Origin of the sequence: Ktedonobacter racemifer DSM 44963 (assembly GCF_000178855.1) — a bacterium.
GTDB lineage: Bacteria > Chloroflexota > Ktedonobacteria > Ktedonobacterales > Ktedonobacteraceae > Ktedonobacter > Ktedonobacter racemifer.
In genome coordinates, this window is record NZ_ADVG01000003.1 from 920,078 (window position 1) to 932,826 (window position 12,749).

General features: G+C 54.0%; 11 protein-coding genes. 4 read left to right on the forward strand and 7 right to left on the reverse strand.

Annotated features, from left to right (window positions below; translation table 11 throughout):
- Positions 1 to 16 precede the first annotated feature (16 nt).
- Entirely contained in the window at positions 17 to 3,376 is a 3,360-nt protein-coding gene (locus tag KRAC_RS33015) for an NACHT domain-containing protein (RefSeq protein WP_007914849.1), read from the reverse strand.
- Positions 3,377 to 3,618: 242 nt separating this feature from the next.
- Here KRAC_RS33015 and KRAC_RS33020 point away from each other — a divergent pair, with 242 nt between their 5' ends.
- Positions 3,619 to 4,323, forward strand: coding sequence for an MBL fold metallo-hydrolase (locus KRAC_RS33020; RefSeq protein WP_040445491.1), 705 nt, complete (start codon positions 3,619 to 3,621; stop codon positions 4,321 to 4,323).
- Between the two features lie 156 nt (positions 4,324 to 4,479).
- On the opposite strand, the gene KRAC_RS33025 is transcribed toward KRAC_RS33020, so the two are convergent.
- The 3 genes from KRAC_RS33025 to KRAC_RS33035 all read right to left on the reverse strand — a co-directional run bounded on the left by KRAC_RS33025 (position 4,480) and on the right by KRAC_RS33035 (position 7,389).
- Entirely contained in the window at positions 4,480 to 5,484 is a 1,005-nt protein-coding gene (locus KRAC_RS33025) for an alpha/beta hydrolase (protein WP_007914851.1), read from the reverse strand.
- Positions 5,485 to 5,813: 329 nt separating this feature from the next.
- Positions 5,814 to 6,584, reverse strand: coding sequence for a glucosamine-6-phosphate deaminase (gene nagB, locus KRAC_RS33030; protein ID WP_007914852.1), 771 nt, complete (start codon positions 6,582 to 6,584; stop codon positions 5,814 to 5,816).
- A 331-nt stretch (positions 6,585 to 6,915) separates the two neighbouring features.
- Positions 6,916 to 7,389, reverse strand: coding sequence for an Lrp/AsnC family transcriptional regulator (locus tag KRAC_RS33035; protein WP_007914854.1), 474 nt, complete (start codon positions 7,387 to 7,389; stop codon positions 6,916 to 6,918).
- A 125-nt stretch (positions 7,390 to 7,514) separates the two neighbouring features.
- Here KRAC_RS33035 and KRAC_RS33040 point away from each other — a divergent pair, with 125 nt between their 5' ends.
- Positions 7,515 to 8,324 (forward strand): alpha/beta hydrolase family protein, encoded by an 810-nt coding sequence (locus KRAC_RS33040; protein ID WP_007914855.1) that lies wholly within the window; start codon positions 7,515 to 7,517, stop codon positions 8,322 to 8,324.
- An 86-nt stretch (positions 8,325 to 8,410) separates the two neighbouring features.
- Positions 8,411 to 9,070: a cysteine hydrolase family protein gene (locus tag KRAC_RS33045; RefSeq protein WP_007914858.1), complete on the forward strand. Its 660-nt coding sequence runs from the start codon at positions 8,411 to 8,413 to the stop codon at positions 9,068 to 9,070.
- A 130-nt stretch (positions 9,071 to 9,200) separates the two neighbouring features.
- Here KRAC_RS33045 and KRAC_RS33050 read toward each other — a convergent pair whose 3' ends face one another.
- The gene (locus KRAC_RS33050) at positions 9,201 to 9,647 is read right to left on the reverse strand and encodes a hypothetical protein (RefSeq protein WP_169460974.1); all 447 of its coding nucleotides are present in this window, start codon (positions 9,645 to 9,647) and stop codon (positions 9,201 to 9,203) included.
- A 377-nt stretch (positions 9,648 to 10,024) separates the two neighbouring features.
- Between KRAC_RS33050 and KRAC_RS33055 the strand changes: the two genes are divergently transcribed.
- Entirely contained in the window at positions 10,025 to 10,576 is a 552-nt protein-coding gene (locus KRAC_RS33055; protein WP_007914864.1) for a dihydrofolate reductase family protein, read from the forward strand.
- 149 nt (positions 10,577 to 10,725) lie between these two features.
- Here KRAC_RS33055 and KRAC_RS33060 read toward each other — a convergent pair whose 3' ends face one another.
- Positions 10,726 to 11,115 (reverse strand): cupin domain-containing protein, encoded by a 390-nt coding sequence (locus KRAC_RS33060; RefSeq protein WP_007914866.1) that lies wholly within the window; start codon positions 11,113 to 11,115, stop codon positions 10,726 to 10,728.
- Between the two features lie 50 nt (positions 11,116 to 11,165).
- Positions 11,166 to 12,518 carry an RNA-guided endonuclease InsQ/TnpB family protein gene (locus KRAC_RS33065; protein ID WP_040446228.1) on the reverse strand — a complete coding sequence of 451 codons (1,353 nt, stop codon included), beginning with the start codon at positions 12,516 to 12,518 and terminating at the stop codon, positions 11,166 to 11,168.
- Positions 12,519 to 12,749: the final 231 nt, after the last annotated feature.

The window sequence follows — 12,749 nt, forward strand, 5'->3', positions numbered from 1 at the left end:
ATCACCAACTCTCTTACTATCTCAATCTTTTAATGCGTACCCGCTTCAACACCCCTTGTGGAAAAACGCTCCTATTATCCAGCAAGCCAATAGTAATAGACTCAAGCTTTTCAAGCCGCTCCAGCACTGTAAAATCTTTCACCTTGGGTAGGTTATACAAATCTAGGGATGTGAGCCTGGGCAACCTCTCCAACCCAGAAAGATCTGTCAGTTCAGGAAAATCAGACAATGAGAGGGAAGTCAGAAGCGGCAACTTCTCCAGCATTGTTAGATCTCTTATCTCTCCCAGACCTGACAATTCCAGGGAGGTCAGTCCCGGTAACCTCTCTAGCACTGTTAGGTCCCTTACCTTGTCCAGATATGACAACTCCAGAGAGGTCAGTCCCGGTAGCCTCTCTAGCACTGTTAAGTCCCCTACCTCGTTCAGATATGACAACTTTAAGGATGTCAATCCCGAAAACTTCTCCAACACAGTTAGGTCCATTACCTCACGCAGGGCTGACAGTTCCAGGGAGGTCAGTCCTGGCAGCCTCTCCAGCACGGTTAGGTCCATTACCTTATGCAGACCTGACAACTCCAGAGAAGTCAGGCCTGGTAACCTCTCCAACACGGTTAGATCTCTTACCTCACGCAAGACTGACAACTTCACAGAGGTCAGTCCTGGCAACTTCTCCAACACGGTTAGGTCCATTACCTCACGCAGATCAAACAACTCCAGGGAGGTCAGTCCTGGCAATCTCTCCAGTACGGTTAGGTCCCTTAACCCAGGCAAGGATGACAACTTCAGGAAGGTCAGTCTCGGCAATCTCTCCAGCACTATTAGGTCCCTTACCTCGTCCAGGTCAAACAACTCCAGGGAGGTCAATCCTGGCAGTCTCTCCAGTACGGTTAAGTCCCATAACAACTCCAAAGAGGTGAGATGAGGAAGCCAGGGCAAGAGTTCAAACGTTTCTGATGAGGCGACAACACTTTTGACATGAGCAAGGAAGCGTTGGGCGTAGGCAGGCTTATCAATAACGTCTTTAAGTCCCATGACCAGCGCTTCTATAACCCTATTAGTATCGTCTGTAGTGTAGGCCATAAGCGCCTCATATGCTGCATCAGTCCCTATCTGGAGAAGGACGCGAACGCAGGCCGCGACTATATATGAGCTATACTCAAAGCGGGGGGCCAGGTGGGGGATGGCAAGCGCTCCGGCGGCGCTCATGGCCTCAACCTCTTCGACGCTCTGGAAGGGGACGAGGGTGGCGAGGCCCTGCGAGATCCGCGCCTGGATCTCGGGCTTCATCTCTTCATGAGCAACCTGAGTGCAGGCTGCGGCCAGGAGATAGAGCTTCTCGCGGACGCGTTTTCTGGTCTCGGCTCGCTTCAGGAGACGCTCAACGAGGTTTTCGCGGACTGTGCGCGGGGCCAGACCAACCGTAAGCAGGACGACCTCGCGCCACTGGTCGTCGTGAGCGTGCTCGACGAGCAAGGGGATGTCGCTCTCATCGACTATGGCTCTGGCGGCGAGATACTCCTGGAAGGTACGATGTGTAAAGTCGAGCGCGTCCTTGATTGGCTCACGCAGGATGCCTGAGCGCTCTATAAAGAGCTGACGCGCATCTGCTCCTTGCAGATTGCCCAGCACGCCAAGCATACGGCCAAGGCGGCGCGTTAGCCGCTCATCGACGGTCTCGATAGAGACCTCGGTCTGCCCGTTGCGCACGAGCCAGTAGGCCAGGTCGGAGAGCAGCAGGCTCTTTTGCTCATAGGAGAGCACGGCGGCGGGGTAATCTACCAACGAAATGCGCCTGGCCCGGTCGCGTCGCTCAATGAGCAATTCACAACAGGCCTCGTAGAGCGCGACCCGGTTTGAGGGGAGTTGCTGGCGCCACTCGCGATTGAGCGCGCAGAGCATGGCGCAGAGTATAGGACTGGTGGCTAGCTGCTGAAGGGCGTGGTTGCCACGGATCTCGGCGACGAGGCGTGTCGCGGATGCACGCAGGTCTTGTTTCTCTTGAGCATCCTGGAGGTTAGCCGCAATGGCATCATGCCAGTGGGTAATAAAGTCCTCGATGGCCGCCGGACTCCTAGGAAGCACCTGCGCTTCTTTGAGGCGCTCCTGAGCAGGAAGATCATTCTTGCTCGCTGCGTAGGGACGCGAGGTGGCGATAAAGCGAGACGCGGGATAGCTTTCAAGCAGATCCGCCAGCCAGGTGTAGACGCTCTCACGCATGGCCCCTGGCACCTCGTCGATACCATCGATCAGCACAATGGCGCGCCCATCCTGCAATTGTCTGTGGACCCATCCCTGGGGCATCGCGCCCGCGATGGCTGGTGCGACCAGGCCTGGAAAGTCTTCAGGCGCGGGCCAGCGCGGCACGCCCCCACCTTCGAGATGCACATGACGGCGCAAGCGAATAAAAAAGGGTACCAGCCCATTCCAGGAGGCCAGCTCTGGCGGGAAGCACTGTGAGGCGGCCTGCACAGCGATCCAGCGCATCAAGGTAGTTTTCCCCGATCCTGCATCCCCACGCAGCAAGAGATATGAAGAATCCGCTAGCAGCTTAGGAGCTTCCACCACCGTGCGCACCAGTTGCGACTTTCCCGCCAGGTCGGAATCGAGGCGACGAGACTTCTCATGTTCCTGCGAAGGCCTAAGTACCTCGTACTCAAGCGAGGGCGCGACATAGGATAGGCTCAAGGAGTACTTGCGGGCCGTGACCGACATCCCGGAACCAAAGAGTTCTAGCTCATCCAGCTTGCGAATCACCGTCCGGCAATAGTCCAGCTCAAAGCGCTTCGCCTCTACCTGGGGATTGAGCTGCTGGCGCAGACGCGTGACCTCGTCCACAATACGCTCGGCGGTCTTCACGAGTTGGCGCTCACGTAGAAGCACCTCGGAGAGCGTCCGCTCGGTAAATTGGGGAAGCTGCGAGGCGATATCCACAATATACTGACAGGATTCATTGACGATCCGCTCATAGAGACATCCCTCATTCTGCGAGAAATGATAGGAGCTTGCGGGATGCTCCTTCAGCAACTCGCGCGCGATCTCGACCGGCTCCAGGTTATGCCGCGCCAGGAGGGCGCTATTAGCCGTATTGAGTGTATCGGCTACGGCGTTGGCGATGGCTGCGCGTGAGCCCTCATCCAGGGCGGCTCCCTCTATCTCGAAGATGGGGGCCAGGCTCTCGCCCACCTTCTCCCCAATGGTCTCGAACTGCTGGCGCGCACGCTGCTGCGCCAGGCGATCACTGATCTGTGTCTTCAACACATCCGCCAGGCTCGACGCGGCATCTGAAACCAGGGCATTGCTACTAAGCCAGCGCGTGAGCAGTCCCTTGGCAATCGCGCCTCCAACGTCGAGCATCAATATCTCTAAAAGCGGCATAAGGCGGCAACCTCTCTGCACTCTTTAAATGAAATAGAAGCAGATCGATTTTATAAGAATTCCAGGCACCTGTCAAACGATCAAGGGGGAGAGAGCCGCGCTGCTGAAGCACGAGCCTACATATCATGGCGCGATACGCCCCATACCTCTAAAAGCTTTGGAGGGAAACTAGCTGTACCAATTTTTATGATGATGATACAATCAGAGGCATCCACATGGGAGTAGAAAGCAAGGAAATGGTGATGTCTGAGAGCTTACAACAACTGGCCGAGAATATCTGGATCTTTCCTCGGGATCGAGATGCCAACAAGGTGCAGCCAAATGTTGGCGTCATCTGCACAGCGACGCAGACGGTATTAATAGATAGCGGCAATAGTCCCTCACACGCACGCCGTATCCAGGCCGCGCTGGAGAAGATCCAGGCCCCCCCGGTCACCCATATTATCTATACGCATCATCATTGGGATCACACCTTTGGCGCCTGTGTCTTTGGTGCGCCGGTTATCGCACATGATCTCTGCCAGGAACTGCTCACACACTCAGCGGAACAATTGAGCAGGCAGCAAGAGTCGGCGCAGCATAACCCTCTGGCCCAGGCCATTGAGAGAGAGAGCACATTCCGCTATATCCTCCCCAGCACCACCTTTGCACGTACTATGACTTTGTCGCTGGATGGGCTAACCTTAGAGCTGGAACACGTTGGGGGCGCGCACGCCGCTGACTCAATCGTCGTACGTATCAAAGAACGAGGCGTGATGTTCCTGGGCGATTGCTATTATCCCCCACCCGCTTATCAGCAGAGCGACAAGCAGAAGACCAACTGGTCCATGCTCGCCTCCTTTATCAAGGAACCAGGCTTTGATATCTTTGTTGAAGGTCACAGCAACCCCCTCAAGGGAGCCGCGTTCCTCAAAAGGCTAAGCATATCGCTCATGGCCCGCATCTAGGGCTTGTGCTCGTTAAGGGAGAGGTAGAAGGGGAGCTTTTTAACCCTATTCATAACCGTCGTCTCACACCACAGAGTGAGGAGGCGTCCTGGCTTTCCATGAGACTGGTTGCCCCGAGGGAAGGGAGCTTTCGAGAAACGTCCCCCTCTCTCGGTTTCAGGAGTGGTAGGCCTGGAGGTGCTTGTCTGAGCGGCGGGATGGGTCAAACGCGCGTTTTAAGGCAGCTAACTGATCTCGCTCGGCAGCCTGTGTCACCTGGGCGTCGGCGACCATACGGAAGCCGTGGTAGGCGCCAGGATAGACATGCAACTCCGTTGGCACGCCTGCTCGCATCAGGCGGCGAGCATACTCCAGATCTTCCTCCAGAAACAGATCGAGAGCACCCACGTTGATAAAGGTGGCGGGTAAGCCCTCCAGATGCTCAGCACGTGCCGCCGCAGCATAGGGCGAAACATCGGCCCCCCCTGGTTCCTGGCCCAACAAAGAGGTCCAGCCAAAGCGGTTGGCCTCCGGCGTCCAGATGAATTCCCCCATGTACGGATGCGGTTTCGCCAGCGTACACGTGCGATCATCGAGCATGGGAGCGAGCAGGAATTGGAACGCCAGGGGGATTTCCCCACGGTCGCGCGCCAGGAGCGCTGATGCAACCGCCAGCCCCCCTCCTGAGCTGCTGCCGCCAACCGCGATCCGATTCGGATCGATGCCCAGCTCGTCGGCATGAGTATAGAGCCATTTCAAGGCCGTGTAACAATCCTCGACCGGACCAGGATGGGGCGTCTCAGGGGCCAGACGGTAGTCCACCGAAACGGCAGCACACCCGATAGCTGACACGATGCTTTTGACCGTGATATCTTCCGCGTCAGCCGAACCCATGATATACCCGCCCCCGTGAATCCAGAGCAGGGCAGGGAGCGGTCCCTGCACCGAGGTCGGCAGGTAGACCAGCACCCGTACATCGGGTGCTCCTTCTAGGCCAGGGATGAAACGCTCGCTCACGGAAAGAGCAGAAAACTGGGGCAAGTTCGCAGATGCCTGAGAAGCCATGACCGCCATCTTGGCCTTGGCGCGCGTCTGCCCCAGGGTTTCAGCGGTGAGTACTGAGGCAGGAATCTGATCAAGGAGAGCAACAAGCTCAGGGTCAACAAGATACTTGGTCGTCATTATAGCTTCCTTCATTCGTATTCCTCTTGCTCAATGACGGAAAACAGGTCATGTGGCAGCCGTCTGCGGCATGAGCACGAGCTAGCTATGCCATCCCGGACCTTCAAGACAAACACGTGCTCTGTTTTGCATCGTGCTTCAAGCTTCATCTGCGCTTGACGAGGGTTGCGGGAGGCCTTCTATTCCATATAGGGACAACTGTCCTTAATAGGTAGATTGTAAAGGACAACTGTCCCCCTGTCAAAATGGGCGGAAAGTTGCTCAACATTCGCGCCGATTGCTCGCATGAAATCTCAAAACCTGCTCACTCTGCGCTTACTACCAAAACCTTAAGCAGATTTGATATGTTTTGCCGCAGCAGGGTCAAGATATATCGTTACATTGCTATGCGAGCGGAGATATGTTGCGGGAACATTCGCGCCGACGGGGCCATCGATCGTTTGTTGGACAGCATGCGCCTTCTTGCTCCCCGAAGCGATTAAGATAATTCTCTGGGCCTCCAAAATGGTCGCAACTCCCATCGTAATAGCTTCACTTGGACTGTTCGTTTCACCACCAAATTCGGCAGCAGCGTTCTGCCGAGTGATTGGATCGAGCGTTACCAATCGCGTGCGCGTATCTACTTCTGATCCAGGCTCGTTAAACCCAATATGGCCATTCTCACCTACCCCCAGAAGCTGCAAGTTTATCCCTCCTGCCTGCTGAATTTTTTCCTCATATTCAGTGCAATAGTTTGCTATATTCTTTCGGGAGAGTGTGCCATCGGGAATGTGAATATGAGCAGGATGTATGTCAATGTGATCGAAGAGATTTGCGCGCATAAAGTGATGGTAACTCTGGGGAGAATGAGCGCTCATAGGATAGTATTCATCAAGATTGAAGGTAATGACCCGTGAAAAATCCAATGCTTTCTCGCGAGCGATGCGAATAAGCTCACGATAGAGTAAGATCGGTGTCTTTCCCGTGGCTAACCCAAGCACGGTAGGTAAATCTGCGGCATTGCGCATCTGAATCAAGTTGGCAATTTCTGCCGCTCCCATGCATGCAATAGCCCTGTCGCTTTCTGCGATCACAACCTCTGGTTTCTTCTGAGTCACCATATGCATACCTCCTGACCTCCATAAAGCTTAGTTGCACTTATAGGTATAGATGTCTATACCTATTACTCTCATTTGAGACGTCTCATGAGAATACGAAGTAACATTTTCAGACAGAGTTCGAGGACATTTCCCAACGCAGAAAAACCAGCAAACGGGGAGTCAATCGTTCTACTCAGTCTATGCCAGCATCTCCAAACCTTTCCAGGAAAGCAAACAGGCTCACATCCTTCATCAAGGAGCCACGCTTTGAGATCTTTGTTGAGGGTCACAGCAATCCCCTCAAGGGAGCCGCGTTCCTCAAACGGCTAAGCATATCGCTCATGGCCCGCATCTAAGCGCCGCTGGCTGCTTCTTGTTTAAGAGGCGCACCTGAGCGGGGCGTGGATAACACGATAGATGTGGCCACCGGTCCATAGTTCATAAGCTGATTAAGCACACGCTCTAAATGAGAGATAGAGGTGACGACAAGCTTCAAAAGAAAGCTCTCGTTGCCGGTTACTCGGTGGCATTCAAGCAGTTCAGGAAGGTCCGTGATAAAGGTATGTAGACCAGTCTCGCTCATGGGTGTTGTCGTCAGGCGAACGAAGGCCATCATTGGCAGGCCCACCTTCGCGGGATTGATACGCGCCCCATAGCCAGTAATCACGCCTGCATCTTCCAGTTTGCGCACACGCTCCGCTACCGCCGGCGAGGAGAGTCCCACGCGCCGCCCCAGCTCTGGAAATGACTGCCGCGCATCCCTTTGTAGTTCTCGCAGAATGTTCCACCCGGTCTCATCCAATAAAAAATCGTCTTTAAAAGTCATCTTGCAATATACCTTTCTTTTTGAAACAAGTACAGTTTATCACTTTCGAAAAAATATGTACTTAGTGCCTGGAAACCCATATACTACTCCCTACCAAGCAGGAGTACAGTGAAGGAGAGTGATGGATGGTCACATCGCGAGAGAAAAAATATACTTTTCAAACATTTCGTCTCAACTATGGAGAAGATGCCTTTCAATTTGGTGATCTCTATGTTCCAGAGAAGGCGGGACCACATCCCATTGTGCTTCTCCTTCATGGTGGTTTCTGGCGTACACTCTATGGGCTTGATGAGCTTACCGGCCTGGCGCAAGACCTGGCGAGCCTGGGAATGGCGGCCTGGAATATCGAGTATCGCCGTATAGGCAATCCCTTTGGAGGCTGGCCAGGGACGCTGCTGGATGCCGCACAAGCCACGGAGTATCTTACGACGATACATACCTCTTATGATCTAGACTTGCAACGCAGTATTATTATTGGTCACTCGGCTGGCGGACATCTAGCGCTCTGGGTAGCTGGACGCCATCGAGTTTCAGCCGATAGCCCTCTGACGTCCCAACCTCCTCGTCTCCCACTACGAGCAGCCATCAGCCTGGCTGGAGCGGTTGACCTGGAGCATACCTGGCGGCTTCAGTCGGGAGGTGGCGCAACCGAGGCCTTTATTGGAGGAAGTCCCGCGGACTATCCTGAACGTTATGCCAACGCCTCTCCGGCGCGCCTGTTACCCCTAGGCATTCCCCAGATTCTTCTGCATGGAACCCAGGATCAACTTCTGCCACTAGAGGTCAGTCAAGTCTATGCCTCTAACGCAATTGCTGCCGGTGACGAAGTCACCTTGATAGAACTTCCAGAGACCGACCACTTCGCCCTGATCGATCCACACTCAATGGCGTGGGCAGTAGCGGTACAGACGATCAAGAAGCGCCTGGATACATAGATAATTGCCTATATCATCTCTGGCATAGTACCCATATACTTTTTGTCTGCTATGCACTACACCGAAAAGCATATAAAGAGGATTCCATGACAAAGCTATTTTCGGAACAAGAGGTTCTGGCCTCCGCGCACCAGGCCTATCGAGAAGGAAACGCGGCCTTCCAAGTGGAGCGAGAACGCTGTGCGCTCCTGGTCATTGATATGCAAGATGAGTTTGTGAAACCCCACTGGACACCTTTTTGGGTGCCAGAAGCGACCCGCCAGGTTCCTCTCATTAAGCAACTTATCACAGCATGTCGCGCCTCCAGCGTTCCTGTCATTTATACCGCATTCGCCCGAACCCATCACTACCTGGATAGGCCACTTAGCGGATCGTTCATGCCCAATCGCTACATGGAAGATGATGCCACCTGGTTTCGCGATTGCGCCATCTGGCATGAACTAGCACCTTTGGAGGAGGAAATTGTACTCTACAAACCCTCATATGGCGCATTTTACGATACGCCCCTAGAAACTATTCTCAAGAACTTGCGCAAGGACACCGTGATCATTTGCGGCACACTAACCAATTTCTGTTGTGGGACTACCGCTCGGCAAGCTTATGAACGCGGATTCAAGGTGATTTTCGGTAGCGATATCACCGCGACGGATGATCCCACGATGCAGGAACCTGAATTACAGGTCTTGCGCAAGGGCTTTGCAAAGGTCCTCACCCTGGACGAAATCCTCAAACAACTCTTCCGCTGAACAACAAGTTGCGCTACTGACGTACGCGCCTACAATCCTGTTGCCTGACAACGGAAGGCTCACACGTGTTTTGTGCGAAACCCAGCATAGGCACGTACGTCAGTAGCGCCGTGCCCCTACAAGGCCCTGGCTACCACAATTGGGCCAGGTTTTCATAGGTATAGGTTGGCTCGCTCTCTAGAAACACGCGCCGAGAGCAGGCTGACTCAAAGAGACCAATATTCAAGACGCGTTTATGATAGAACCAGACATCTTCCCCGGAGGTACGCAGATTGTAGGTCACACGCAACCACTGCCCTGGCAACAAGGCAAATTCCGGGCGTGGAAAGGCTGGACGCCGGGGCGCGCCATCGCTCCGCTCCCACTCAAGCCCTACCTGCAACCTCTGCTCCTCTAGCGAGAGGGCCAGGCAATCATAGTGAAAAGGAGACGCCTCAGTCCTCTGTTCCCACTTCTCCCATGGGCGCTCAAATTGATCACGTTCTCTATAGATAACCTTATGCAAGCAAACATTTTCATTAGCTGCCGGAGAAGGAGAGGCAGTTAGCTCCAGAGCAAGCGGCGTGCGGTTCCTCATCGAAGCCATCTCCCCGCCACGTGCAGCCTTCGTCCAGATTGTATAAATACTCTGAATAACCACTAAAGAGTGAGCAAAAGACATTATCATGCTCCTTATGGGTCCAGACAAGCCAGTTAGTCTAAGCAAGCTTGAACCCTATAGCGTGCCATGAAATCGTGTAGATCATTATGGGTCATCGCCTGGTAGATCGATGTTGTCCGCTCTTATGGTACTATAGATTGGCAAGAGATAAAGCCTACATGTAGAACGTCACGCTTATAAACATCTTCTACTGTATTCCGCGCTAGACTTTCAGCAAGATCGGAGAAGTTTTTTCCGCTGGTAGCGCGTAAGATGGTAGCGATGAAACATTTTACTTATGCTCTGGAGGTGTTATGGGAAAAGTTATTATCGGCGCGACTGTATCACTGGATGGGTTTATGAATGACCGCCATGGCGATATAAGCCGTCTGTATCCGGATTTCGAAGCCTTGCGCAAGACAGAGATGTTGCAGGAGGAAATACGGACGACAGGCGCGGTAGTGATGGGTCGGCGTTCCTACGACATGGGCGAAGGTGATCTTACAGATTACGAATATCAAGTGCCGATCTTTGTCCTCACGCATACTGTTCCAGAAAAGAAGGTCAAGGGTGAGAATGACCATTTGAGGGTAACCTTCGTCACCGATGGCATCGAAAGTGCTTTTCAGCAGGCGAAGGCCGCCGCAGGCGAGAAACAGGTCACGGTGGTAGGAGGCGCGGATACCGCTCAACAGTGCCTACGAGCCGGGCTGGTCGACGAGATCCATATGGGCGTCGTTCCTGTCCTCTTTGGTGAAGGTCTACGATTTTTCGCGCCTCTCGTCAATGAGCAGCTACAATTGGAAAAAATAAGGGTATTCGAGTCCCCAACCAGAACCGATCTCTGGTTCCGCGTCGCCAAGTGAACCTGGCCGACGCAGGGGTGACGACGTTGCAAAAGCACGCGTCTACATATAATGGCGCGATATGTCTCGTGCCATTATATGTAGACGCGTGCTTTTGCAGCGCATGACGTTTCGGGCCTTATCAGTTGTGACGAACCTGAAACAAGCTTCTACTCCACCATATCTGAGGCAAACTGGCGCAGAATGGCTCTATGCTCCTGGCGAGGAGTTTTATGTAATGTGGCAACCAGCTCGCGTAACCGTGGAGTCATAATGATGAGATACCGGGTTGGACCTGCAGCCTCATAATAGGTATGAGCGACGCCCGCTGGCACGAATACGGTTGTCCCGGCAGGGGCCTCAATGGTTTTGTCTTGGAAGCGAAACGTTAGCGTTCCCTCCAGGATATGCCAGGCCTCGTCGTCGGAATAATGGACATGCAAATAGTCTGGGCCACCGCCGCTCCACTCGTGAAGGTCAAAGGATTGTCCCGTGGCACTAATGGGAGATTGGCCCGCTGTTCGCGCTTGTTTTCCTGGAACGATAATGGGTTGAGCCATAGTATTAATGTTCCTCCTCTTGTCCTGTCTCTTCTCTTTTATACCGTCAATCACCTCCGGTCAGAGACCGGAGGCTTGTTCGTTACACCTGGACTCCACCGCACCTCGGCGTACCTTCGCAGGCGCGCCGCTTTGGCTTCTTTGTCCGATGCATCAGGGGCCATTGACACAAACCCCGTCCTGATCCAGTCCTGCCGGATCAAGAGCGTCCTCAAGGTCACATTCCTCGCGCCAATCAGATCAGCGTGGAGCGTGTATCCACACTGCTGACACCCAAAGCGCAACCCCTTGTTCGGGCGATTCTCATCAGCCGTGTGCCCACACATCGGGCATGCCTTCGAGGTGTAGTCCGCATCCACCTTGACGGCGAGCGACCCGGCAAGCGTGGCCTTGTAGCTCAGAAGCGCCTGAAGTTCGGCAAAGGACCACTGCGAGTGCACGCGATTGGCTTTGCGAGCCTTCGCAGACACCGTCTGGGTGCCCTTCCCCTTTTTCGTGCGCTTGCGCTTTCTGCGTCTGGTTCGCTCCCGGATATCGGTGAGCTGTTCCAGCCCAATCAGTGCGTGTGGGTGCTGTTCGATGATCTGTTTGGCGATGATGTGATTGGTGTGCAGCTTCAACCGTCTCTCTCGTTGCTCAATGCGTCTGAGACGACGTTTCGCGCCACGAGTGCCTTTTTGCTGCAAGCGTTTGCGTAATCGTGCGTAATGGTTGGCTCGGTGCCTCACTCGCTTTCCCGAGTAAAAGCTCGCTTTGCCGGTCGAGGTGGAAGTGACCGCCAGGTAGCGGATACCCACATCCACTCCAACGACTTCGGTGAGTTGTGCAGGAGTGGGATCAGGAATCTCAAGCTCTAAGGACACCAACAGATAGAATTGCTTCTTTGGCTGATCGTACCAGAGTTTCGCATCTCCGATGCGCGCCCCGTGTTGGATGAGGGCCGTCTGCTTATCGTAGCCCTGGTAAGGGATGCTGATGCGTCCAGTGAGGGTGCCGATGCTTACCCGGCTCTCGCACTGAAAGGTGTAGTCCCGCGCGTAGGTGTACTGCACGGTTGGGGAGCTATAATGTGGCGGCTGGTCCAATCCCTTGAAGCGCTTTTTTGTGATCTTGGCTCGGCGATGCTCGATATTCTTCACCAGTTTCGTCCACAGCCCTTTGTACGTTGCCGAGACCTGCCGTTCCACGCTACAGGCCAGTTGCGAGGGAAGACCGAAGCGCGCGCGTAGCTGGGCATACATGCCTTTGTGCAGTGTAGTCACACTGCTGGTTTTGCCGTGCGCGAAGGCATAGTGACTCACCGCATTGAGCGCGTCGCGGTACGCCAGTTGCGTCTGGCGTAAGCGTTGCTGCTGCTCTGGCGTGGGCAGAAGTTTCAGTTTGGCGGTGATGATCTGCTTTATGTCGTTCGCTTTCTCGTGATAAAGTGGGAAGCCAGCTTGTAGGTGACAGGTGTGGTGCGCTGTGCATCCATACACATCAGTATAACAAATGTTCTACTCCTTGTGAAGCCCCTGAGATGGCGGCGCTTCCTCCCCTGGTTGAAACGCAGGGGTATCCGCGCCGCCTGTATCATGAAAAGCTCATTTATGATACACATTCGATGCTTTGATGCCTGAAACTCAAGAAATCTT

Bases quoted from the DNA above. Each gene is read 5' to 3' on its own strand.
- KRAC_RS33015 (WP_007914849.1), bottom strand. From the start codon at position 3,376: ATGCCGCTTTTAGAGATATTGATGCTCGACGTTGGAGGCGCGATTGCC.
- KRAC_RS33020 (WP_040445491.1), top strand. From the start codon at position 3,619: ATGTCTGAGAGCTTACAACAACTGGCCGAGAATATCTGGATCTTTCCT.
- KRAC_RS33025 (WP_007914851.1), bottom strand. From the start codon at position 5,484: ATGACGACCAAGTATCTTGTTGACCCTGAGCTTGTTGCTCTCCTTGAT.
- nagB (WP_007914852.1), bottom strand. From the start codon at position 6,584: ATGGTGACTCAGAAGAAACCAGAGGTTGTGATCGCAGAAAGCGACAGG.
- KRAC_RS33035 (WP_007914854.1), bottom strand. From the start codon at position 7,389: ATGACTTTTAAAGACGATTTTTTATTGGATGAGACCGGGTGGAACATT.
- KRAC_RS33040 (WP_007914855.1), top strand. From the start codon at position 7,515: ATGGTCACATCGCGAGAGAAAAAATATACTTTTCAAACATTTCGTCTC.
- KRAC_RS33045 (WP_007914858.1), top strand. From the start codon at position 8,411: ATGACAAAGCTATTTTCGGAACAAGAGGTTCTGGCCTCCGCGCACCAG.
- KRAC_RS33050 (WP_169460974.1), bottom strand. From the start codon at position 9,647: ATGAGGAACCGCACGCCGCTTGCTCTGGAGCTAACTGCCTCTCCTTCT.
- KRAC_RS33055 (WP_007914864.1), top strand. From the start codon at position 10,025: ATGGGAAAAGTTATTATCGGCGCGACTGTATCACTGGATGGGTTTATG.
- KRAC_RS33060 (WP_007914866.1), bottom strand. From the start codon at position 11,115: ATGGCTCAACCCATTATCGTTCCAGGAAAACAAGCGCGAACAGCGGGC.